The sequence below is a fragment of the Pseudomonas sp. ASL9 genome (assembly GCF_056680335.1).
In genome coordinates, this window is the sequence record NZ_CM155277.1 from 2,444,553 (window position 1) to 2,467,406 (window position 22,854).

Sequence of the window (22,854 nt, forward strand, 5' to 3'; positions counted from 1 at the left end):
TCTGTAAATGACCCTGATGAATGGCCCCGAGTCTAAGCAAAGCGCGTGACGAGGGCGAGGGCTTCATCTAAAGACTTCACTGATAGCGGATCCAGGCTTACACCAGTAACAGCCGCTTTCTTACATGGCAAAGTCAAAATTAAAAACACCCATCGTAGGAACTTTCTTCTATAACTAGACTATTTATAACAGCATTTGCTACTCGTCAGCCCCATCGGGATAATGCGCACCTCTCGATCTAAAGTGTCGCACCATGGTGGGTGTCGTGCGGGAGACCGCAGCGAAAGGTAAGCCCGCAGGGGCGGGAAGAAAACTCGTGATTACGTTCAATATTGCACAATGGCGCGCCTGGGCTCCCGGCCTGGAAACGGTCGAGGACTGGCGGCAGTGGAGCCTGAGCCCGTCGCCAGTGGCTAATGGCGATGCAGCGCCCGATGTCTCGTTTTTGCCGGCAATGCAGCGCAGACGCCTGAGCCGCCTGGCACGGATGGCCTTTAGCGTCGGCTGGCCATTGGCCGAAGGTCGTGAGCAGTTGCCGCTGGTGTTCGTCTCGCGTCATGGCGAAACGCCGCGCACCTTCGACATCCTCAGTGACCTCGCCACCGATCAACCGCTGTCACCCACCCAGTTCAGCCTGTCGGTGCACAACGCGGTCATTGGCTTGTGGTCCATCATGCGCGGAGAAACCAGTGAAATGACTGCGCTGGCCGCCGCCGGTGATGGCTTGGAACATGGCGTCTTCGAGGCCTGTGCCCTGCTCGCCGAGGGTGCGCCAGCCGTACTGCTGATCGTTTCCGAGGAGCAGCCACCGGACGCTTATGCCAACTGGATCGACGATGTGCCCTTCCCTTATGCCGTCGGCCTGTTACTGACCCCTGGCACGGACTGGCAATTGTCCCTTGGCCCTGATAGCGAAGGTTTGCCCCGCGCGAAATGGCCACATGCCCTCGACCTGTTGCTCACGTTATTGAGCGAGCAGACCACCTGCCAACATTCATGGAAGAACCGGTTGTGGAGTTGGCGACGACTTCCCTAAACAAACGCCGCGACGCCTATTACTGGCGCCTGCTGGCTACCGCACTGAGCTTTGCCCTCTTCGGGGTTGCCGGACTGTGCCTGCGACTGGTGATTTTCCCGTTGTTAAGCTGCCTGCCCGGTGATGCGCACAGCCATAGGCTGCGGGCTCGACGCACCATCGGCCAACTGTTCTGGCTGTTTATCCGCATCATGGCGCGCACCGGCGTCCTGACCTACGAAATCCAGGGCGCGGAAAAGCTCGGCCGCCCGGGGCAGATGATCATCGCCAACCATCCGTCGCTGATCGACGTGGTGTTTCTGATCGGGCTGGTGCGCGATGCCAACTGCGTGGTCAAACAAAGCCTCTGGCAGAACACGTTTACCCGAGGGCCGGTACGCTCCGCTGACTACATCAGCAATGACGGCAGCATGGACATGCTCGATACCGCCGCAGCCGCTCTACAATCGGGACAGACGCTGATCATCTTCCCCGAAGGCACACGCACCTCGCCTGGGCAGGTGCCTGCCTTTCATCGTGGCGCCGCCGCAATTGCTCTTCGGGGTGCGAAACTTGTTACCCCGGTCACGATCCAAGTCAGGCCCAGCACCCTGACCAAGGCTGAACCCTGGTATCGCATCCCTCAGCGCCGCGTGCATTTCAGTTTGCGCGTGGGCGCCGATATAGACCCACAAGCCTTTGCTGCACTTGGCCCTGCCCCTATGGCCTCGCGAAAGCTCAACGATTATCTACACCACTACTTTATTAAGGAGCTCGCCAAAGATGAGCGATCTGCACCAGGAAATTAAGCAACTGATCATCGACTCCCTGGGTCTCGAAGACATCAGCACCCATGACATCGGCAACGACCAGATACTATTCGGCGAAGGCCTGGGCCTGGACTCGGTGGACGCCCTGGAGCTGGGTCTGGCCATCCAGAAACGCTATGGCATCAAGATCGACGCCGAAACCAACGACACCCGCAATGACTTCACCAGCGTGGACAGCCTTGTGGCATTCGTCAGCGCCAGACGAGCGGCCTGAGGAGTGACCATGCAAGACGGTACGGTACAAACCCGCGAAGACATCTTCGACACCCTGCGCAGTGCGCTGGTTGAGTTGTTCGAACTTGAACCCGAGCGTATCAGCCTGCAATCCAACCTGTATCAGGACCTCGAAATCGACAGCATCGATGCCGTGGACCTGATCGACCACATCAAGCGCAAGACCGGCAAAAAAATTGCCGCTGAGGACTTCAAGTCCGTACGCACTGTCAACGACGTGGTCGATGCGGTCTACCGCCTGGTCACCCCGGTCGCATGAGTCGGCTGATCGGCCTGGGCCTGTTGCTGGCGGGTGCGCTGTACCCCTTTGCCGTGTATTTCGGCACCGGACACTTGGCCCCCTGGCAGTTTGCCCTGTTACTCGGAGGCCTGTGGGTGGGTCGGGCACTGACCGCCGAAAGGCGACCCGGCAGCCTGTGGATCGCCATTTCCGCCATTGGTTTCTGCCTGTTGCTGGGGCTGCTCGACAGCCCGCTGCTACTGCGCTGGTACCCGGTGCTGGTCAGCGGCTTCATGTTGAGCCTGTTCGGCTTCAGCCTGGTCTATGGCCCACCGATCGCCGAGCGATTGGCGCGCTTGAGTGAGCCCGACTTGCCCGAGGTCGCCATCCGCTACACCCGACAGGTGACCCAGGTCTGGTGCCTGTTTTTTCTGTGCAACGGCCTGCTCGCAGCGGCTTTGACCCTGTGGGCGCCGTTGAGTTGGTGGACGCTGTACAACGGCTTGATCGCTTATGGCCTGATGGGCCTGCTGTTTGCCGGTGAATGGCTGTTGCGCCAACGTGTACGAGGTCGCGCATGAATTGGATACCACTTGAGCATCTGTTGCTCGAGGCTTTGCCGGCCCGCGAACTGACGATGGCCCCCTCCCTTGATCACGCCCAATTTTGCGAGCAGGCCCTAAGCGTCGCCGCAGGCCTGCAGGCCCGAGGCATCAAGCGCCTGGCGGTGCATCTGGAGGATGCCAGCGAGCTGGCCGTGGCCTTGTTTGGCGCATGGCGCGCCGGAGTCAGCGTGTTGTTGCCCGCCGACCTGCAAGCACAAACCCGTGAGCGCTGGTCGAGCGAAGTCGACCTGTGGCTCAGCGATCAGCCCGGCGACCTCCAACTGGATGACGTGCAGGCCGCGCCGCTGTCGCCCGCCGCACTCGATCTCGACACCTGCCGACTGAGCCTGTGCACGTCCGGCTCCAGTGGCGAGCCGAAGCTGATCGAAAAGCGCCTGCGGCAACTGGCCAATGAAGTCGATACGCTGGAGCGCCTGTGGGGCGCTGACCTCGGCACAGCCTGCATCATCGGCAGTGTTGCCACCCAACATATCTACGGCTTGCTGTTCCGGGTGCTGTGGCCGCTGTGTGCGGGACGCAGCTTTGTCCGCAAACAGCTGCCATTTCCCGAAGAACTGCAGCGAGCCAGTCGCGAACAGCCGATCTTTGCCTGGGTCGCCAGCCCGGCGCTGCTCAAACGCATGAGCGACAACCTGGATTGGCCAGCATTGAGCCGTGTGCGGCGCGTGTTCTCCTCGGGCGGCGTGCTGCCCGCTGAGGCTGCACAAAGCCTGCAGCAGCGTCTGGGCCAATGGCCGACCGAAATCCTCGGCAGCTCGGAAACCGGCGGCATCGCCTGGCGCCAGGGCGACAGCCTGTGGCAGGGTTTTGAGGGGGTGCAACTGAGCCAGGACAGCAACGGCGCGTTGTGCATCGAATCGCCTTACCTGCCCCCCGGCCATGTCGAACACACCGCCGATGCTGCCCGTTTCGGCACCGAGGGTCGTTTCGAATTGCTGGGACGCCTGGACCGCATCGTCAAACTAGAAGAAAAACGCATTTCCCTGCCGCAGCTGGAACGCGCGCTGGAGACTCATGACTGGGTCAACGAAGTGCGCCTGGGCGTGGTTCAGGAAAACCGGGCATCCCTGGGGGCCTTGGTGGTACTCAGTGACAGCGGCCTGGACACCCTGCTCAATCAAGGTCGGCGCGCGCTGACCCACCAACTGCGCGAGTATTTGCGCCCGCATTGCGAGGCCATCGCCCTGCCACGGCGCTGGCGGTTGTTGCGTCAGCTGCCACTCAACGCCCAAGGCAAACTGCCGCAGGCCGAGGTCGAAGCCCTGTTGCTCGCCCCTCGCACTCAAGAACCGGAACTGCTCAGCCAGCAGCACGTCGATGGTGAGTGGCGCCTTGAGTTGATCGTTCCGCCGGATCTGGCTTATTTCAGCGGACACTTCCCACAAGCCCCGGTACTGCCGGGCGTGGTGCAGGTCGACTGGGCGTTGAGCCTGGGCCAACGTTTGCTGGATCTGCCACCGAGGTTTGCAGGCATGGAAGTGCTGAAGTTCCAGCAACTGGTGCGCCCTGGCGATCAGGTTACGCTGACCCTGCGTTTCGATGCCGAACGCAGCAAACTGCATTTCGCCTACCGCAACGCCGAAGCCGCCTGCTCCAGTGGCCGGATTTTGTTGGAGGCTGCGCATGCATGACCTATTTCTTGCGCCTGACACGACGCTTTCGCAGGGGCTCGGGTATACGGTCTTCTTCTGTGGGAGCAGGCTTGCCTGCGAAAAGGCCGCCCATGCATAAGCCCTGCGCTGTGATCCCGGTCTATGACCACGAACGGGCGGTGCCTGCGGTGGTGCATGAACTGCTGAAGGCGGGCCTGCCCTGTCTGTTGGTGGACGACGGCAGCAGCCCGAGTTGCGCCGCTGTACTGCAAGCACTGGCTGGGCAAGAGAACGTTTATTTGGTGCGCCTGCCGAACAACCAGGGCAAAGGTGGCGCGGTAATGGTCGGTTTCCGCGAAGCCGTGCGTCTGGGTTTCAGTCATGCGCTGCAAGTGGATGCCGACGGTCAGCATGACCTGAAGGACGTCACCCTCTTTGTCGACGCCTCGCGCAGTCACCCGCACGCCTTGATTTGCGCCTATCCGCAATACGACGCCAGCGTGCCCAAGCTCCGCCTGTATGCACGCTACCTGACCCACGTCTGGGTCTGGATCAACAGCCTGTCGTTACAGATACGCGATTCAATGTGTGGCTTCCGGCTCTACCCCCTGGCACCGACCCTCAAGCTGATCGACGCTGTACAGGTGGGCAAACGAATGGACTTCGACTCGGACATCATCGTGCGCCTGTCCTGGCGCAATCAGCCAATGCTCTGGTTGCCGATTCGGGTTCACTACCCGCAAGACGGCGTGTCGCACTTCCGGCTGTTCCAGGACAACGTACTGATCACGAAAATGCACGCCAAGCTGTTTTTCGGCATGTTGGCGCGCCTGCCGCTGATCCTGTGGCGACGGTGGCGGCATGAGTAAACCAACCAACGACTCAAAAAAGCATTGGGCAGCCCATCAGGAGCGAGGCAGTTTTCTGCTGATGAAACTGATGGCCTGGGGCGTGCGTCATCTCGGGCGACGGCTGCTGACTCCGGTGCTGTACGGCATCGTCCTGTACTTCTTTGTGTCTGGCCGTGGCGCCAGGCGGAGCGCCTGGCAGTATCAGCAGCGCCTGGCCGACTGGAGCGGGCAATCGATGCTACGCCCCACGCGCTGGCGCGTGTTCAAGCAGTTCATGGCCTTTGCCGACGCACTGCTGGACAAGCTCGACGTATGGAACGGCAAGCTGCGACTGGAGCAGATCGATATCGTCGATCACGCCCGGCTACGCCCGCAATTACGCAGCACGCGCGGGCAAATGCTGGTGGGCACGCACCTCGGCAATCTGGAGGTCTGCCGCGCGCTGGCCGAGCTGGGTGAAAGAGTCGTCATGAACGTGCTGGTGCACACCAAGCATGCCGAACGGTTCAATCGCCTGTTGGGCGAGGCTGGCGCGACCAATCTGCGTTTGATTCAGGTCAGCGAGCTGGACCCCGTCGTCATGCTGCAATTAAGCCAACGCCTGGATCGCGGCGAATGGCTGGCCATCGCTGGCGACCGCGTCGCGCTGCATGGCGGGCGCAACGTGGAAGTGGACTTCCTTGGCCACCCAGCCGCCTTCCCACAAGGCCCATGGCTACTGGCCGGCTTGCTGAAATGCCCGGTAAACCTGATTTTCTGTCTGAAAGGCGCGAGCGGTTATCGCGTCATTCTCGAGCCCTTTGCCGAAGCCATTCAATGGCGCCGCAGCGATCGCCAACAGGTGGTCGCCGAACACACTCAGCGCTATGCCACACGCCTCGCCCACTATTGCCTGGAGGCGCCGCAGCAATGGTTCAACTTCTACCCATTCTGGAAAACCAATGACGACCCAAGCGCTTGAACCGATAACCTTCGGCGAACGGCCGTTGCAGATTGAAGAGGTGTTGGCACTGGCCAATCGCCAAGTGCCGACGCAGCTACAGAGCGACGCCACGTTTCGCCAACGCATCGCCAAAGGCGCGCAATTTCTTGATTCCCTGCTGGACAAGGAAGGCGTGATCTATGGCGTAACCACGGGTTATGGCGACTCCTGCGTGGTCGCGGTGCCGTTGCAGCACGTCGAAGCGCTGCCGCGTCATTTGTACACCTTCCACGGCTGCGGCCTCGGCAAAATGCTCGATGCGCAGGCTACTCGCGCGGTACTAGCGGCACGTTTGCAGTCCCTGTGCCAAGGCGTTTCCGGGGTCCGCGTGGAGTTGCTGGAACGCCTCCAGGCCTTTCTCGATCAGGACATCCTGCCGCTGATCCCGGAAGAAGGCTCGGTGGGCGCCAGCGGTGATCTGACGCCGCTGTCGTACGTTGCCGCAACCTTGTCCGGCGAGCGCGAAGTCATGTTCCGGGGCGAACGTCGCGAAGCCTGCGACGTGCATCGTGAGTTGGGTTGGGACCCGCTGGTCCTGCGCCCGAAAGAAGCGCTAGCCTTGATGAACGGCACCGCCGTGATGACCGGCCTCGCGTGCCTGGCGTTCGCCCGCGCCGATTACCTGCTGCAATTGGCAACCCGCATCACCGCGATGAACGTGGTCGCCTTGCAGGGAAATCCCGAGCATTTCGATGAGCGTCTGTTCGCCACCAAACCCCACCCGGGTCAGATGCAAGTCGCCGCCTGGTTACGCCAGGACCTGGCCATCGACGCACCTACCGCGCCGTTGCACCGCCTGCAGGATCGTTACTCGCTGCGCTGCGCACCGCATGTGCTGGGCGTATTGGCCGACAGCCTGAACTGGCTGCGTTCGTTCATAGAAATCGAGCTGAACAGCGCCAACGACAATCCGATCATCGACGCTGAAGCCGAGCGCGTGCTGCATGGCGGCCACTTCTATGGCGGCCACATCGCGTTCGCCATGGATAGCCTCAAGACCCTGGTGGCCAACGTCGCCGACCTGCTGGATCGGCAACTCGCGTTGCTGGTAGACGTGCGCTACAACCACGGTCTGCCCAGCAACCTGTCAGGCGCCAGCGCCGAGCGGGCGATGCTCAATCATGGCTTCAAGGCGGTGCAGATAGGCACCAGTGCCTGGACCGCCGAAGCCTTGAAAAACACCATGCCTGCCAGCGTGTTCTCACGCTCCACCGAATGCCACAACCAGGACAAGGTCAGCATGGGCACCATCGCCGCCCGTGACGCGATCCGCGTACTGGAGCTGACGGAACAAGTCGCCGCTGCCACCTTGCTCGCCGCCAATCAGGGCGTGTGGCTGCGCAGTCAGGCAGAAGATGCGCGACCACTGCCGCCTGCGCTGGCCGCCATGCACGAACTGCTGAGCGAGGACTTCCCGCCCGTGATCGAAGACCGCGCATTGGACGGCGAACTGCGTCTGTGTCTGCAACGCATCGCCGATCGCCACTGGAGGCTGCATGCGCAGTAAAGGCCTGATCCACGCGGACACTGAAGTGCTGGTACCGTTTTTCGACATCGACATGATGAACGTGGTCTGGCACGGCCATTACATCAAGTACCTGGAAATCGCCCGCTGTGCATTGCTCGATCAGCTGGGCCACAACTACACGCAGATGCGTGAGGCCGGTTACGCGTGGCCGGTGATCGACCTGCAACTGCGTTATGTGCGCGGCGCAGTGTTCGGTCAGCGGCTGAATGTACGCGCCAGTCTGGTCGAATGGGAGAACCGCCTGAAGATCAATTACCTGATCAGTGACGCTGTCACGGGCGAACGCATGACCCGTGCCACCACCATTCAGGTGGCCGTGACCCTCGCCAGCCGCGAGATGCAACTGGTGTCGCCTAGCGTGTTCATCGATGCGGTACAGAGTGCCTTACCATGAGCCGCCTTTCTAGAATGTTGTGCGCCTTTGCGCTGATTGGCCTCTCATCGCTCGCCAACGCCTTCGATCTGCAACAACTGAGCGCGCAGCTCGCGAAGCCCTCGGTGATCCATGGCGATTTCATTCAGGAAAAACACCTGCGTGCCCTGCCCCGGCCACTGACCAGCAAAGGCACGTTCATCCTTGCCAAAGACTATGGCCTGCTTTGGCTGCTGGCGACGCCGCTGAAACAGGACTACCGGATCAACACTGCCGGCATCGCCCGACGTGACCCAAGCGGCTGGCAAATGCTGCCGAACAAGAGCGCAGGTGCCGAGCAAAACCGGTTGTTCCTCGCCGTACTGCAAGGCGACAGCAGCGGCCTGCAACGTGATTTCGACCTGCAACTGACAGGCGATGCACAGGCGTGGCAACTGACCCTGACCCCGCGCTCGTTGATGCTGCAACAGGTGTTCAAGCACATCAATATCAACGGCGGCGAGCTGGTTCAACGTATCGAGCTGCTTGAAACCCAGGGTGACAGCACCCTGTTACGCATGATCAACAGCAGCGCCGCCGGTACGTTGAGCGATGCGGAGCGCCATGACTTTGTTGACTAGACGCCAGTCGATTGAACGCTGGGCGCCGCGCCTGTTTTTGCTTCTGCTGCTGGCCATGCTGGCCTTGGCGGGCTGGCAATGGCGCAACGGTCCACCGCTGTCGGCCAACTTGATGGAACTGGTGCCCGGCTCAACCCCGGATGCGCTGGAGCTGCGCGCCGAAGAGCGCATGCAGGAACCCCTCAACCGCGAGATGCTGGTGTTGGTTGGCCACGCGGATCGCCAGCACGCCATCGATCTGGCCCGGCAACTGGGCGAACAATGGCAAGCCAGCGGGTTATTCGAGAAGGTCCAGTGGAACCTGCAAGCCGACATCCCCGGTCTGCGCCAGCAACTGCTGCAGGGTCGTCTGTCGATGTTGTCGGTGGCGGATCGCAGCCAGTTGATCGAGCAGCCTCAAGCGTTCATTCAACAACGCGTGCAAAGCCTGTTCGACCCCTTCGCCGGTTTCAGTCTGGTGTCCAGCCAGGATGACTGGCTCGGCCTGACAGGGCGTATTCAAAACAGCCAACCGCAGCATGGCTCGGTGCAGCTGGATATAGGCAGCGGCGCATTGATTGCCACCGCCGATGACAAAAGCTGGGTACTGCTGCGCGCCCGGACCAAAGGCAATGCGTTCGACATGCACCTGCCAACGCAGGTGGCAGACCTGCTCAGTGGTGCGCGCGAACAAGCCCATCAGGCAGACGCGCAATTACTGGCCGCCAGCGGCTTGCTGTACGCCGCCAGCGCTCAACGCCAGGCCTCCCAAGAGATCACATGGGTCGGCGGCGGGGCCACGCTGGGCATTCTGTTGTTGCTGTTGCTGGCGTTCCGGCGTTGGCGCGTGCTGCTGGCGTTCGTGCCAGTGGTAGTGGGCATGTTGTTCGGCGCGGTGACCTGCGTGGCCCTGTTCGGCCGTCTGCATGTAATGACACTGGTGCTCGGCTCCAGCCTGATCGGTGTGGCGGTGGATTACCCGCTGCATTACCTGTCAAAAAGCTGGAGCATGAAATCCTGGCGCAGTTGGCCAGCCTTGCGCCTGACCTTTGCCGGCTTGAGCCTGAGCCTGGCCACCAGTTGCATCGGCTATCTGGCCTTGGCCTGGACGCCTTTTCCGGCCTTGACCCAGATTGCGGTGTTCTCCGCAGCCGGTCTGGTCGGCGCCTATTTGACCGCCGTGTGCCTGCTGCCGGCGATGCTCAACACCATGACGCTGCGCCCGGCCCAATGGCCGCTGCGTATCGCCGCGCGCATGGTGAGCTGGCGTGAAGCCCTGATCGGGCGCGTGGGCACACCCGTGTTGCTGGGGGCGTTGCTCATATTCTGCGCCGCCGGGCTGTGGCAACTGACCAGCAAAAATGACATTCGCCAATGGATCAGTGCGCCACCGCAATTGATGGCCGAAGCCCAAGCCGTTGCCCGCATCACCGGTTATCAGCCAACCAGTCAATTTTTCCTGGTGCGCGCCGCCGATCAACAACAATTGCTGGAACGACAGACCGCACTGAGCCAGCGTCTCGACCAACTGATCAGCCTCGACAAACTGCAGGGTTACCTGGCGCTCAACCAATTGCTCAGCCCCCCCGTCGAACAACGCCGCGTGCGTGATGCGCTGAACAAGCTGCCGTCGTATTGGCAGCCGTTGATCGAGCTGGGTGTACCGGCCACTGCATTGCAAGCAGAGCTGGCAAGCTTGCAGGCATTGCCCATTGAGGACATCGACATGGCCTTGGCCGGCCCCTTGGGCGAACCGTGGCGCGGACTGTGGCTGGGCCCTACCGCTGACGGCGTGGCAGGCATGGTCAGCCTCCAGGGATTGAACAATGCGGCGTTATTACGCGTACAGACACTGGACCTTGCGGGCGTGCAACTGGTCGATCGCCTCGGCGACTTGAACACTGTATTCGCCGCCACCCAAATCAGCGCTGCAGAGCTCAAGCTGCTGTCCTGTGGCCTGATCGTGGTGTTGTTGATTCTGCCCTTCGGCCTGAGTGGCGCAGTGCGGATCGTCGCCCTGCCGCTGCTGGCGGCACTGTGCAGCCTGGCAAGTCTCGGGTGGCTGGGCCAGCCGCTGACCTTGTTCAGCCTGTTCGGGCTACTGTTGGTCACGGCCATCAGCGTCGATTACGCGATTTTGATGCGCGAGCAGGTCGGCGGTGCGGCGGTCAGCCTGCTCGGCACCTTGCTTGCGGCTATCACTACCTGGCTGTCATTTGGACTGCTGGCGGTTTCCAGCACGCCTGCAGTGAGCAATTTCGGCCTGTCCGTGAGCCTCGGTCTGGCCTTCAGCTTCATGCTCGCGCCCTGGGCCGGTCGCCACCCGCAGGCGCACCCCCTCACCGAGTCGGCGGCATGATGGTCGCTCTGTTCTGGTTGCTCGCCCTGCTGCTGTTTGCGCTTGCGACACGCCTGGGGCGTTACGTTGGCCTGATCCCCATCGTCAGCCAGTTGCTGCTGGCGACGTTCGGCCTGCCGTTGCTGATGCTGTTCTGGATTGAGCCGCAATGGCAGCTTAGCGGGGCGCAACTGGTGGCGCCCGTGTGGCTCAAGACCCTGTATGGCCTGAGTTTCGCCCTGTTGCTCGGGCATATCCTGAGCGACGTGATCGACCTGCGCATGGACCGACAAAGCCTGAAAATCGCCATACCCAGCTTTTGTGTACCGTTTTGCTGCGGGCTGGCTTGCGCACTCTGGCTGCTGCCGGAGCAAGCGTGGCTGAGTTCACTGGCGGTGGGGCTGGTGTTTGCCATCACCGCGATTCCTGTGCTGTATCTCTATCTGCGCCACATCGACTACCCGCCTGCGGCCACCCGGCGACTGGTGCAGACCGCAATCCTGATCGACCTGACCTGCTGGAGCCTATTCGCCATCGCGCAAGGCAGCCTGCACCTGAGCAGTCTGTTGCTGCCAATGCTCGGCGCCTGCGTGCCGTTACTCTTCAGGGCTCTTCGCCTGCGCCAACCCCTGGTGTACAGCCTGACTTTTTTTGCACTGCTGGTGGTCGCCGAACACTACAAGCTCAACGCCCTGATCCTGGGCATTGGCTACCTGTTTTGCATGGCGTGGCTCAAGCAATCCTTTGTATTACCGTTAAACCCCGAACTGTTCAAACGCTTGCAAAACTACCTGGCGATCCCTCTGATCATGACGTTCGGCATCGTACAGATCGACGTACACAGCGCCGTGAGCAGCCTTAGCTGGCCACAACTGGGTGCACTGCTGGCGCTGCCAATCGCCAGCAAAGTACTCGGTAACTGGCTCGGTCTGCGCTGGGCCACGCCTTCGTTTACAGGCGCCGGTCGCTGGCGTGAAAGCCTGCTGCTCAATATTCGCGGTTTGAGTGAGATCGTTTTCCTCAACCTGCTGCTGCAACAACAGCTGATCAGCCCGGCGCTGTACTTCGCGCTGATGCTGATGGGCTTGATCGCAACCCTGATGCCGGCACTCGCGGGCATGAACAGAATGATTGTTAAACCTGCCGAACAGGCAAGGAGCCCTTGTGCCAATAGCTAACATGGAACGACGCCAAGTGGTGGTGATTGGCGCAGGCCCTTCCGGCTCCATCGCCGCGGCTTTGCTCAAGCGTCAAGGGCACGACGTGCTGATCATTGAGCGCCAGCTTTTCCCACGATTTTCCATCGGCGAAAGCCTGCTCTCGCACTGCCTGGATTTCGTCGAAGAGGCCGGCATGCTTGAAGCAGTGGAGGCCGCAGGTTTTCAAGTAAAAAACGGTGCGGCCTTCGCCTGGCGCGAGCGTTACACCGATTTCGATTTTGGCGACACCTTCAGCAATGGCAAGCCGACCACCTTTCAGGTGGAGCGCGCCAGTTTCGATAAATTGCTCGCCGATCAAGCCGAACTGCAAGGCGTGGAAATCCGTTATCAGGAAACCATCACCGCCGCCGACTTCGATGGCCCGCAGCCACAGCTACGCGTAAGCCGTGAAGATGGCAGCGAGTACACCCTGGAAGCGGATTTCGTCCTCGACGCCAGTGGTTATGGCCGTGTACTCCCGCGATTGCTGGACCTCGAAGCACCCTCGAATTTCCCGATTCGCCAAGCGGTGTTCACCCACGTCGAAGACCACATCGATGATCCGCGCTTCGACCGCAACAAGATCCTCATTACCACTCACCCCGAACACCGCGACATCTGGTTCTGGCTGATCCCCTTCAGCAACGGCCGCTGTTCACTGGGGGTCGTCGCCTCGGTTGAGCGTTTCAAGGACAAACCGCATGACCTTGATGCTTGCCTGCGTGCATTCATCGACGAAACGCCGAACCTCAAAAATGTGCTGCACAGCGCAGTGTGGGACACCCCGGCGCGGACCATCGGCGGTTATTCGGCTAACGTAAAAACCCTGCACGGCCCAGGCTTCGCACTGCTGGGTAACGCGGCAGAATTCCTCGACCCTGTATTCTCTTCCGGCGTCACCATCGCCATGCGCTCTGCGAGCATGGCCGCGGGCCTGCTGCATCGTCAGCTCCAGGGCGAAACCGTCGACTGGCAAACCGAGTTCGCCGTGCCGCTAAAACGTGGCGTGGACACGTTCCGTGCTTACGTCGAAGGTTGGTACGAAGGCGGTTTTCAGGACGTGATCTACCATTCCGGCAGCTCGCCGGAGATCCGTCGCATGATCAGCTCTATCCTCGCCGGTTATGCCTGGGATGAGCGCAACCCCTTTGCCAGCGAGGCCAAGCGCCGTTTGCGGGTGCTCGCTGAAGTCTGCGCGAGTTCTGCCGAATGAATGCTGAGTACCTGAGCGACAGCTACGTCGAGGAAACCCAGGTCAACGTTGTCGCACGCAAACCTGTACACGGTGGCGCGCTATGATTCGCGGCCTGCTGCTGAGCGCCTGCCTTCTATTGCTGTGCGCCTGCGCCAGCCGGGCACCGTTACCGGAAGGCTCGCCCCATCTGCCGTTGCCGCTGCAACTGCATATCCAGCGCGAACAAGGCGAACAGCGTCAGGACTGGTTGCTGGTCATTCAGCAGGAAGACGCCAGCTTGCGTTGGTCGCTGATGGACCCGCTGGGCATTCCCGTTGCCCGCCAGCGCTTGAGTGGCGGAACATGGCAGGCAGACGGCTTTCTGCCACCTAACCCGCAAGCCCGAGAATTGTTCGCCGCGCTGCTGTTCGCCCTGACGCCCGCAAATGAGCTGCCCGGCAATTATCCTGCGGCGCAGGTTCAATCCGGACAACGCACGCTCGGCACACGCTGGCGCGTCGAGTACCGCCAGCCCCAGGTCTTCAGCGTGCGGCTCGAACAAGGCCTGAGCTATCACGTCAGCCCCTTGAATGATGAGATCACCCCATGACCGCTTACCTCAACGCGCTGGGAGTGATCTGCGCCCTGGGCAATGACAAAACCGACGTCGCACGCACGCTGTTTGCGGGCGATTGCTCGGGCATGATCGAAGACGGTGGCCAGGTTGCGGAACGACGTTTTCCCGTCGCTGCCGTGCAAGGCAAGTTGCCCCCCATTCCGGTCGAACTGAGTGAGCACAGCAGCCGCAATAATCAGCTGCTGCTGGCCGCCGCACTGCAAATAGAAGGTGATATCCAGCAGGCCATCAATCGCTATGGCCCCGCACGGGTCGGCGTGATTCTGGGTACCAGCACCTCAGGGATCGATGAAGCCAGCCGTGGCCTTGCAACCTACCTACGCGACAAGCAATTCCCCGACGACTACGACTATCAGCAACAGGAGCTCAGCGCCCCGGCTAATTTCCTTGCCGCGTGGCTGAACCTCACCGGCCCGGCTTACGTGATTTCCACCGCCTGTACCTCAAGCGCCCGAGCGTTGCTCAGTGCGCGACGCTTGCTCGATATGGGGGTGTGCGATGCGGTGCTGTGCGGCGGCGTGGACAGTTTATGCAAGCTGACGTTGAACGGGTTTTCCGCGCTGGAAGCGGTCTCTGAGCAGCGCTGCAATCCGTTTTCGCACAATCGCAATGGCATCAATATCGGCGAAGCCGCGGTGCTGTTTTTGATGACCCGCGAAGCCAGCGGCACTACCTCGATTGCCCTGCTCGGCGCCGGTGCCAGCTCCGACGCCCACCACATTTCCGCACCCGAGCCCAGCGGCCGAGGCGCACGCGAGGCCATGCAGAAAGCGCTGAACAACGCCAACCTGCAAGCGCCGGATATCAGCTACGTGAACCTGCACGGCACCGCCACACAACTGAATGACGCGATGGAAAGTTTCGCCGTGCAAGCCGTCTTCCCGAATGGCGTGCCCTGCTCGTCGACCAAGCCATTGAGCGGCCACACCCTCGGTGCAGCCGGAGCGCTGGAAGCTGCATTCTGCTGGCTGAGCCTGGCGCCAGAAAATACCGGACAGGCGCTGCCGCCGCACAGGTGGGACGGTCAAGCGGACGCACAATTGCCCGCCCTGAACTGGGTCAAGCCGGGCGAGCGCCTGTTACAAACCCGGCCACGCCGACTGATGAGCAATTCCTTCGCCTTCGGTGGCAACAACGTCAGCTTGATTATCGGAGACGCCCCATGATCGACTGGCCGCTCGCCGAACTGCTGCCGCACGCAGGAAACATGATCCTCATCGATCAAATCCTGGCGTTCGATGAAGAGCACGTTTATACCCGTTTGAACGTACGCCCCGGCGGCCTGTTCAACCGTGCCGACGGCAGCCTGCCAGCCTGGGTCGCAATCGAACTTATGGCCCAGAGCATTGCCGCTTACGCGGGTTGCCAAGCGCGTTTAAAAGGCAATCAGGTCCAGCTCGGATTTTTGCTGGGCTCGCGCAAGTTCGAATCTAACGTCGAGCACTTCCCCGTTGGCAGCGAGTTGACTATCCACGCCCTGCGCTCGTTTCAGGATGACAATGGCATGGGTGTTTTCGAATGCAACCTGACCGGCCCCGGCATTCAAGTCATGGCACGGCTGAACGTATACTGCCCGCCCAAGGTCGCCGACTATCTCGCAAAGGACTCCACGCATGACTGAATCCATACTGGTCACCGGCTCCAGCCGTGGCATCGGTCGCGCCATCGCCCTGCGCCTGGCCCAGGCTGGCTATGACCTTATTTTGCATTGCCGCAACGGTCGCACCGAAGCCGAAGCCGTGCAACGTGAGATCCAGACCCTCGGCCGACAGGCGCGCATTCTGCAATTTGACGTGGCCAACCGCGCCGCCTGCAAAGCGATTCTCGAAGCAGACGTGGAAACACACGGCGCTTATTACGGCGTAGTCTGCAATGCTGGCTTGACCCGAGATGGTGCATTCCCGGCGCTGACCGATGAAGATTGGGATGTGGTCATGCGCACCAACCTCGATGGCTTCTACAACGTCCTGCACCCGGTCATGATGCCGATGATTCGACGTCGCGCCGCCGGGCGAATCGTGTGCATTACCTCGGTCTCGGGCTTGATCGGCAATCGCGGCCAGGTCAATTACAGCGCGTCCAAGGCGGGGATCATTGGCGCCGCCAAAGCCCTGGCCATCGAACTGGGCAAACGCAAGATTACGGTCAACTGCGTCGCGCCTGGTTTGATCGATACGGCAATGCTTGACGACAACGTGCCGGTGGATGAGCTGATGAAGATGATCCCGGCACAACGTATGGGCACCCCCGAAGAAGTCGCCGGTGCCGTGAATTTCCTGATGTCGGCCGAAGCGTCCTACATCACCCGTCAGGTTCTGGCGGTTAACGGAGGCCTGTGCTAATGAAGCGCGTAGTGGTTACCGGCATGGCCGGTATTACCTCGCTGGGCAGTGACTGGACCAGTATCGAAGCCAACTTCAACGCCAACCGCAGCGGCATTCGGCGGATGGATGAGTGGGACCGTTTCACCGAACTCAACACCCGCCTCGCCGGCCCCATCGACGATTTCGCGGCGCCCGCACACTGGACCCGCAAGCAGTTGCGCAGCATGGGACGCGTGTCTCGACTGGCAGTGAGCGCCGCCGAGCAAGCATTGCTCGACGCCGGCCTGCTGAACGATCCGATCATTCGCGACGGGCGCATGGGCGTATCCTGTGGCTCATCCACCGGCAGCACGGATGAGATCAAAGCGTTTGGCAACATGCTGATCAATTCGGTCGCCGAAGGCCTGAACGCCAACTCCTATGTGCGGATGATGCCGCACACGACGGCCGCGAATATCAGCATCTTCTTCGGCCTGACCGGGCGCTTGATTCCTACGTCCAGCGCCTGCACCAGCGGCAGCCAAGGCATCGGTTATGCCTACGAATCGATCAAGTTCGGGCGCCTGCCGCTGATGCTGGCCGGTGGCGCTGAAGAACTGTGCCCGACCGAAGCCATGGTCTTCGATGCGCTGTACGCCACCAGCCTGAAAAACGACGCGCCGCACACCACCCCTCGCCCCTACGACAGCGACCGCGACGGCCTGGTGATTGGTGAAGGCGGCGGCATTCTGGTCCTCGAAGAATTGGAACACGCCCTGGCCCGGGGTGCACATATCCACGCCGAGATCGTCGGCTTCGGCTGCAACGCCGATGGCGCACACGCCACCCGCCCGGAGCAGGTCACCATGCGCCGCGCTATGGAACTGGCTCTGGAGGACGCCGGACTGGCACCCGAGGCCATCGGCTACGTCAACGGTCACGGTACTGCCACGGAACAAGGCGACATCGCCGAGACCCTGGCCACCAGCAGCCTGTTCGGCGCACGGATGCCCATCAGTTCTCAAAAGAGCTTTCTCGGCCATACCTTGGGCGCCTGCGGTGCGCTGGAGTCATGGTTCTGCATTGAGATGATGAACCGCGACCGCTACATCCACACCCTCAACCTCGACGCCGTCGACCCGCGTTGTGGCGAACTGGATTATTTGCGTGGGGAATCGCGCCAGATGAGCCACCAATTCGTGATGAACAACAACTTCGCGTTTGGTGGCGTGAACACGTCGCTGATCTTCCGCCGTTGGTAGAACCCCCAAAACACCCTTCGGCAGCTCCTATCAAACTGATTTTTAATCTTTTAAAAACAATGTGTTGGCGCTGATCTTGATGTGTATATCCGGCATTTTGGTGTGCTGGAAATATGGTTTCGCTCTTACAGCGAGGAACCTTTTACAAACGTCGGAACGCCGAACCGCAAAAAGGTCCCGCCAAAACGCTTGCCCCTCCATACGGGTCCTCGCTGGGGCGAGGACTGCCCTCGCTCCGGCATTGCTCCGGGGGGTGCCGCAAGGGGCCGTCCCTGGCCCCGTGCGGCTTACTCGGCGTCCTTGCCTCGTTACCCCCTGCGCAACGCCTGCGCTCGGCCTTCTGGAAAAGGGGCCTGGCCGTAATTCGGCAGTCAATTCACTCCAAATCCCAAAGGCAGTGTGAGGAGGTTCTAGGTATGGCACTGGTAGGAAGTCAGTGGGATGAGCCGGGACAAAGCGGGAGGAATAGCGACAGGCCACGCCCGATAAGCTTTCCAGAGAAATCCTTGGACAGAAACCAGTGCCAAAGCGTCGCGAAGAAATAAACAGCCCAAATCACGCTTTGAAGTTCGGGTGGCGCCAATTAAGCGAAACCTTTGGCACCGATCACCAATGACACTGCGGCACGGCACGGTCCTGACTTACATCCAGCCGCCAGCCCAAACCACTCGCCCAATGATATGCAGGTCGTTCAGACTTTCCCTGGGGACGATCATGTCTCGGTAGACCTTGTTCTCGCTGATGATGTGAATCGAGCCATCGAACTGGCGCTGTAGCCGCTTGGCGTAGAGGTGGTCATCTAGGCGGATAACATAGACAGCCTCACCCTCAAGCGCATTGCGGCTGTGGTCGATCATGACCGTGTCGCTATCACTCAATAATCCTTCCATGGAATCGCCGTCCACGCGGATTGCAGACAGTTTCACCGGATCTAAGCCCTGCTTGCGGAGGGAGTACGCAGTGAACGCAAGCATTGTGAGGATCTTGGCACTTTCGTTCAAAGCCCCATGGCCAGCACTGCAACGAGCATCGTACAACGGCACGTAGGCGTACTTATCCTCTTCTAGGGGCTGCATGGCTGTGCCCCGGCGCATGTCGCCCTCTCCCGATGCCAGCCAGCCGATATCGACCCCAACGGCTTTAGCTATGTCTACACAGCGCGCGACTTTGGGCTCTCGCTGCCCTGTCAGGTAGTACTCCAACGTGCGGCGTGGAATAGCCGTTAGGCGCGAAAGCTCATCGCCGCTTCCGGCTATGTCCGCGCATGCCCTGATCCTTGCAGCCAGCGCTTCACTCATTTCGCTTTCTCCACTTGAGAAAACGAAATGCTATTCACCGAGAAAGCGAAATTTCGCTTTTCATAAAAATCCTTTAAAAACAATGACATAAGACCACTCCTTGAAAATTAGCCGGTTCTGGCAAAGCGAAACGCCGCTTTTCGCTTTACCGCAAAGAACAAAGCGGCTATGTTTATGCCGTAAGTGACGTTAGACACCCCGAAAAAACCACCCCGTCAGGTGGTTAGGAATGGACGTTAGGCATGAACAAAACCGAAATCCCGCTTGACCCAACCCTGCGATGGGAATGGATCAAGTATCAGCTCCGCACTAAAGGCACGTCGCTCGCCCAGTTAGCACGCGAGCTGGAAGTCTCTGACACCGCCGTGAAGAACGCCAAGCGAACCGCTTATCCCCGTATGGAAAGGGCTATCGCAAAAGCGCTCGACCTCAAACCTATTGATCTTTGGCCAGAGCGCTGGAACTCAAACGGCACCCCTCACCGTATTCGGTCACAACGGGCAGAAAAGAACGCAACTTATAGCCAAGAGCATAACTCAGCTTATGCCCTTCGGCACCGTAAAACCGGTACAGAGGGCTAAACATGCGCAAGGTAAATGACGACCGGACGTTAGACATCTTCTGCGTTCCCCAGCCAGTTCTGACTATCCCTGGTAACGGCAACAACGCCGCCCAAGTAAGCGAACTGGTCAGCGAAATTCTGAAAGGCTCCGATCTGGACCGCAACGAGATCGCCGCCCGCATGTCCCGCCTTTCAGGTGATGACGTTAGCAAGCACATGCTTGATGCCTGGTCGAGCCCAGCTCGCGCTGATCACAACCTACCGTTCTATAGGGCCGCGTTGCTGGAAGAGGTTTGCAGTTGTCATGCCTTGACCAATTGGCTGGTGGAGCAACGCGGCGGGCGTGTGGCTTACGGTCGTGACGCTCTTAATGCCGAATTGGGAAGACTTGAGCGTCTGCGCGACGACGCCGGACGTAGGGCTCGCGAACTTAAGCGCGTGCTGGGTGACCGTAATGCGTAGTTGGTATTCCGCCCGCGAGCTAGCAGGTTTGCCTGGCATGCCGGGAACCGAGCGTGCCATCCAGATCAAGGCCAAACGCGAAAGCTGGGAAGGTCAAAGCCGCCTCGGTAGCAAAGCCATCGAATACGCGTTTGCCATCCTCCCTAAAGAAACTCAAGCGGCACTGATTGACGCGTCTGTGAGCGTCACGCAGCCCGAACCTCTTGCTGAAGTCCTGCTAATTAATGCAGAGCGTGACACTATTTCTTCGTCACGCTTGAGCGAAGATCAGCGTTCAGTCATGACCGCTCGACTGGCCTTTGTGCGGGAAATCGAGCGCATGAGCCAGGCGGTAAGCCAACAACGCGCCATCGACTCACTGGTCGCCCTCGCCAGGGCTGACCAGCTCAGCCCCTATTTGACCGACCGAGTCATGCGGGCGAATGACCGCAAGACCGGCGACCGTTCCCTGAGCGTGCGCACGCTCAAGCGCTGGCTGGCCGACTATCGCCAGCAAGGCGAAACGGGTCTGGCGCCAGCTCGTCGTCAGAAAGACATGAGCTTGCCTGCCTGGTCGGTGTCGTTTCTCACCTGCTACCAGCGCCCTACCAAGCCCAGCGTCGAAGCGTCCTATGCTGAGTTCGCTCTAAAGCATCCCGCAGAGCGCCCGAGCATTCACGTGGTCCGCCGCTTCCTTAATAAGCTGAGCGCCGAAGCCCGCGAACGCGGCCGTCGTACCCCGCAGGAACTCAAAGCCCTGCAACCGTTTAAGCGCCGCACCACCAAAAATCTGTATCCATGCGATGTCTTCACTGCTGACGGTCACAAATTCGACGCCGAAGTACTCAACCCTCGCACCGGTAAACCCTACCGGCCAGAGACCACCACCGTCCTCGATGTAGCCACCCGTAAAGCTGTGGGCATTTCCATCGGCGAAGCCGAGTCCACCATCGGCGTATTGGACGCCCTGCGTGATGCGGTGCAGCACGGCATGTTCGCGATGTTCTATGTGGATAACGGATCGGGCTTTGCCAACGACACCGTGCGTGAAGTGGTTGACCGCATAGGCGGCACCATGACCCATGCGCTGCCTTACAACAGCCAAGCGCGTGGGCTGATCGAGCGTTCCCACCAGACTATCTGGGTCAATGCGGCGAAAAAGCTGCCGAGCTACATCGGCGCCGACATGGATAAACATGCAGGCACCAAAGTCCACCGCATCAGCCGTAAACAACTGCGCGAGACCGGCACTACTCGCCTGATTCCTACCTTCGCCGAGTTTATGGCGGGCGTTGAGTACGAAATCGAGACCTACAACAACAGTCCACATCGCGGCCTGGAAAAGATTCGTGATCCATTGACCGGCAAGCTGCGCCATCTGAGCCCCAACGAGGCATGGGATGCCGCAATCGTTGAAGGCTGGGAGCCGATAGTGGCCTCGGCGGAATTGCTGAACGACCTGATGCGTCCGCAAGTGATCCGCCCAACCCGGCGTGGCGAAGTCACTTGGGCTGGTGAGCGCTACTTCCTCAACGCCTTGCGCGACTTTCAGGGCAACGACATCAGCTTGGCCTACGACGTACGCGACGCGTCCCGTGTATGGGTGCGCACCCTGGAAGGCGAGTTCCTGGGCGAAGCACTGCTCGACGGCAACGCATGCGATTACATGCCTAAAACCATGATCGAGCAGGCCTATGAGAAGCGCGAACAAGGCCAGATGAAACGGGCCGTGGACAAGTTGGAGACTCTGACCGGTAAGCGTGTGGAACTGAACGCCCCAAGCCGCGCACCTTCTGCTCATCTTAGCGCCGACCAACTAGCCGAAGCCCAGCGCTTCGCCCAACTCGCAGCCCCGCAGGTTCCAACCTTTGAACTGCCGTCCGATCCCACTGCCCGTTATCACTTCTGGCATCTGCTAGATGCACGTATGAACAACGGGGAAGCCTTGGCGAAAGAAGAAACCCAATGGCACTCCCGATATCCGAAACACCCGGACTTCGCCTCCATTCGCCGGATGTTCGAATTCGCCGAACAAGCAAGCGCGTAAAAAATGACCTTTAGGAGCAGTAAATGAGCGTAACCAAGATCGTTCCCCTAACTAACGTCGGCCTGTTGTCCGCCGCCATCGAGCGCGCCCATTCGCGCCCTCTAGGCCTGCCAGGTTTGGTCGTCATGTACGGCGCAAGCGGATTGGGTAAGAGCGTTGGTGCTGCCTTCGCCGCCAACCTGCACCGCGCCTACTACGTGGAATGCCGCGACACCTGGAGCAAAAAGGCTTTCCTACAGGCTATTTTGCGTGAAATGAGCATCGTCCCTGATCGCACGCTGTCGCAGATGGTTGACCAGATCGCTGAACAACTGTCCCGCAGCGGTCGTCCGTTGCTGATCGACGATGTCCAATATCTGTTGGAAAAGGCGGTAGCCAACGTACTGACCGACATCTACAACGCAAGCCAAGGCACCATCGTCCTGATCGGTGAAGAGCGTGTGCCAAGCAGCCTTGCCAAGCTGGAACGCCTGCATAACCGCGTGCTGGAGTGGGTGCCAGCGCAACCCGCCACCCTCGACGATCTGCGCAATCTGGCTAAGGCCAGCTATCCAAATCTGCACATTGCTGATGACCTGCTTGATGACCTTCGGCGGCAGGTCCGTGGCTGCCTGCGCCGCGTAGCGGTCAACCTCTATAAGGTTTATGGCGAAGCCCAAGCGATGGCCATGGACAGCATCGACCTTGCTGGATGGGGAAAGCGCGGCTGGTTTACCGGCGAAGCTCCAACACGGAGAGCTTGA

At 60.3% G+C, this 22,854-nt stretch carries 24 protein-coding genes; 23 read left to right on the forward strand and 1 reads right to left on the reverse strand.

Features of this window, described 5'->3' with window-relative positions:
• The first annotated feature begins 316 nt into the window (after positions 1-316).
• The 19 genes from AC1ME2_RS11200 to AC1ME2_RS11290 all read left to right on the forward strand — a co-directional run bounded on the left by AC1ME2_RS11200 (position 317) and on the right by AC1ME2_RS11290 (position 17,763).
• Positions 317-1,036 (forward strand): beta-ketoacyl synthase chain length factor, encoded by a 720-nt coding sequence (locus AC1ME2_RS11200; RefSeq protein WP_480441144.1) that lies wholly within the window; start codon positions 317-319, stop codon positions 1,034-1,036.
• The gene (locus AC1ME2_RS11205) at positions 1,012-1,824 is read left to right on the forward strand and encodes a lysophospholipid acyltransferase family protein (protein ID WP_480442094.1); all 813 of its coding nucleotides are present in this window, start codon (positions 1,012-1,014) and stop codon (positions 1,822-1,824) included. Before AC1ME2_RS11200 ends, AC1ME2_RS11205 begins: the two co-directional genes overlap by 25 nt.
• Positions 1,799-2,059: a phosphopantetheine-binding protein gene (locus AC1ME2_RS11210; protein WP_480441146.1), complete on the forward strand. Its 261-nt coding sequence runs from the start codon at positions 1,799-1,801 to the stop codon at positions 2,057-2,059. The genes AC1ME2_RS11205 and AC1ME2_RS11210 overlap by 26 nt, the downstream gene beginning before the upstream one ends.
• Positions 2,060-2,068: 9 nt before the next feature.
• On the forward strand, positions 2,069-2,338 hold the full coding sequence (locus AC1ME2_RS11215; protein WP_480441148.1) for an acyl carrier protein: 270 nt from the start codon (positions 2,069-2,071) through the stop codon (positions 2,336-2,338).
• A complete protein-coding gene (locus tag AC1ME2_RS11220) occupies positions 2,335-2,880 on the forward strand; it encodes a COG4648 family protein (RefSeq protein WP_480441151.1) in 546 nt (181 codons plus the stop codon). Before AC1ME2_RS11215 ends, AC1ME2_RS11220 begins: the two co-directional genes overlap by 4 nt.
• Complete coding sequence (locus tag AC1ME2_RS11225) at positions 2,877-4,556, forward strand: ApeI family dehydratase (protein WP_480441153.1); 1,680 nt, start codon at positions 2,877-2,879, stop codon at positions 4,554-4,556. Before AC1ME2_RS11220 ends, AC1ME2_RS11225 begins: the two co-directional genes overlap by 4 nt.
• 92 nt (positions 4,557-4,648) lie before the next feature.
• Positions 4,649-5,386 carry a glycosyltransferase family 2 protein gene (locus tag AC1ME2_RS11230; protein ID WP_480441155.1) on the forward strand — a complete coding sequence of 246 codons (738 nt, stop codon included), beginning with the start codon at positions 4,649-4,651 and terminating at the stop codon, positions 5,384-5,386.
• Positions 5,379-6,329, forward strand: a complete 951-nt coding sequence (locus tag AC1ME2_RS11235) for an LpxL/LpxP family acyltransferase (protein WP_480441157.1) — start codon at positions 5,379-5,381, stop codon at positions 6,327-6,329. Before AC1ME2_RS11230 ends, AC1ME2_RS11235 begins: the two co-directional genes overlap by 8 nt.
• Positions 6,310-7,857 carry an HAL/PAL/TAL family ammonia-lyase gene (locus tag AC1ME2_RS11240; protein ID WP_480441159.1) on the forward strand — a complete coding sequence of 516 codons (1,548 nt, stop codon included), beginning with the start codon at positions 6,310-6,312 and terminating at the stop codon, positions 7,855-7,857. Before AC1ME2_RS11235 ends, AC1ME2_RS11240 begins: the two co-directional genes overlap by 20 nt.
• A complete protein-coding gene (locus AC1ME2_RS11245) occupies positions 7,847-8,272 on the forward strand; it encodes an acyl-CoA thioesterase (RefSeq protein ID WP_480441161.1) in 426 nt (141 codons plus the stop codon). The genes AC1ME2_RS11240 and AC1ME2_RS11245 overlap by 11 nt, the downstream gene beginning before the upstream one ends.
• The gene (locus AC1ME2_RS11250) at positions 8,269-8,871 is read left to right on the forward strand and encodes an outer membrane lipoprotein carrier protein LolA (RefSeq protein WP_480441163.1); all 603 of its coding nucleotides are present in this window, start codon (positions 8,269-8,271) and stop codon (positions 8,869-8,871) included. Before AC1ME2_RS11245 ends, AC1ME2_RS11250 begins: the two co-directional genes overlap by 4 nt.
• Positions 8,855-11,209: an MMPL family transporter gene (locus AC1ME2_RS11255; RefSeq protein WP_480441165.1), complete on the forward strand. Its 2,355-nt coding sequence runs from the start codon at positions 8,855-8,857 to the stop codon at positions 11,207-11,209. The genes AC1ME2_RS11250 and AC1ME2_RS11255 overlap by 17 nt, the downstream gene beginning before the upstream one ends.
• Positions 11,206-12,366, forward strand: coding sequence for a cation:proton antiporter (locus AC1ME2_RS11260; RefSeq protein WP_480441166.1), 1,161 nt, complete (start codon positions 11,206-11,208; stop codon positions 12,364-12,366). The genes AC1ME2_RS11255 and AC1ME2_RS11260 overlap by 4 nt, the downstream gene beginning before the upstream one ends.
• Positions 12,353-13,600: an NAD(P)/FAD-dependent oxidoreductase gene (locus tag AC1ME2_RS11265; RefSeq protein ID WP_480441168.1), complete on the forward strand. Its 1,248-nt coding sequence runs from the start codon at positions 12,353-12,355 to the stop codon at positions 13,598-13,600. The genes AC1ME2_RS11260 and AC1ME2_RS11265 overlap by 14 nt, the downstream gene beginning before the upstream one ends.
• Before the next feature lie 82 nt (positions 13,601-13,682).
• Complete coding sequence (locus tag AC1ME2_RS11270) at positions 13,683-14,171, forward strand: DUF3261 domain-containing protein (protein WP_480441170.1); 489 nt, start codon at positions 13,683-13,685, stop codon at positions 14,169-14,171.
• A complete protein-coding gene (locus AC1ME2_RS11275; protein ID WP_480441172.1) occupies positions 14,168-15,364 on the forward strand; it encodes a beta-ketoacyl-[acyl-carrier-protein] synthase family protein in 1,197 nt (398 codons plus the stop codon). The genes AC1ME2_RS11270 and AC1ME2_RS11275 overlap by 4 nt, the downstream gene beginning before the upstream one ends.
• On the forward strand, positions 15,361-15,819 hold the full coding sequence (locus AC1ME2_RS11280; RefSeq protein ID WP_480441174.1) for a hotdog family protein: 459 nt from the start codon (positions 15,361-15,363) through the stop codon (positions 15,817-15,819). Before AC1ME2_RS11275 ends, AC1ME2_RS11280 begins: the two co-directional genes overlap by 4 nt.
• Positions 15,812-16,540 carry a 3-oxoacyl-ACP reductase FabG gene (fabG, locus tag AC1ME2_RS11285; RefSeq protein WP_480441176.1) on the forward strand — a complete coding sequence of 243 codons (729 nt, stop codon included), beginning with the start codon at positions 15,812-15,814 and terminating at the stop codon, positions 16,538-16,540. The genes AC1ME2_RS11280 and fabG overlap by 8 nt, the downstream gene beginning before the upstream one ends.
• The gene (locus tag AC1ME2_RS11290; RefSeq protein WP_480441178.1) at positions 16,540-17,763 is read left to right on the forward strand and encodes a beta-ketoacyl-ACP synthase; all 1,224 of its coding nucleotides are present in this window, start codon (positions 16,540-16,542) and stop codon (positions 17,761-17,763) included. The genes fabG and AC1ME2_RS11290 overlap by 1 nt, the downstream gene beginning before the upstream one ends.
• Positions 17,764-18,404: 641 nt before the next feature.
• On the opposite strand, the gene AC1ME2_RS11295 is transcribed toward AC1ME2_RS11290, so the two are convergent.
• Positions 18,405-19,061: an XRE family transcriptional regulator gene (locus AC1ME2_RS11295; protein WP_480441179.1), complete on the reverse strand. Its 657-nt coding sequence runs from the start codon at positions 19,059-19,061 to the stop codon at positions 18,405-18,407.
• 242 nt (positions 19,062-19,303) lie between these two features.
• Between AC1ME2_RS11295 and AC1ME2_RS11300 the strand changes: the two genes are divergently transcribed.
• Genes AC1ME2_RS11300 through AC1ME2_RS11315 form a run of 4 tightly spaced genes read left to right on the forward strand, consistent with a single transcriptional unit; the run spans position 19,304 to position 22,854 of the window.
• Positions 19,304-19,642: a helix-turn-helix domain-containing protein gene (locus tag AC1ME2_RS11300; RefSeq protein WP_480441180.1), complete on the forward strand. Its 339-nt coding sequence runs from the start codon at positions 19,304-19,306 to the stop codon at positions 19,640-19,642.
• Positions 19,643-19,644: 2 nt separating this feature from the next.
• Complete coding sequence (locus tag AC1ME2_RS11305; RefSeq protein WP_480441182.1) at positions 19,645-20,085, forward strand: hypothetical protein; 441 nt, start codon at positions 19,645-19,647, stop codon at positions 20,083-20,085.
• Entirely contained in the window at positions 20,078-22,111 is a 2,034-nt protein-coding gene (locus AC1ME2_RS11310) for a Mu transposase C-terminal domain-containing protein (protein ID WP_480441184.1), read from the forward strand. Before AC1ME2_RS11305 ends, AC1ME2_RS11310 begins: the two co-directional genes overlap by 8 nt.
• Before the next feature lie 23 nt (positions 22,112-22,134).
• Entirely contained in the window at positions 22,135-22,854 is a 720-nt protein-coding gene (locus AC1ME2_RS11315) for an AAA family ATPase (RefSeq protein ID WP_480441186.1), read from the forward strand.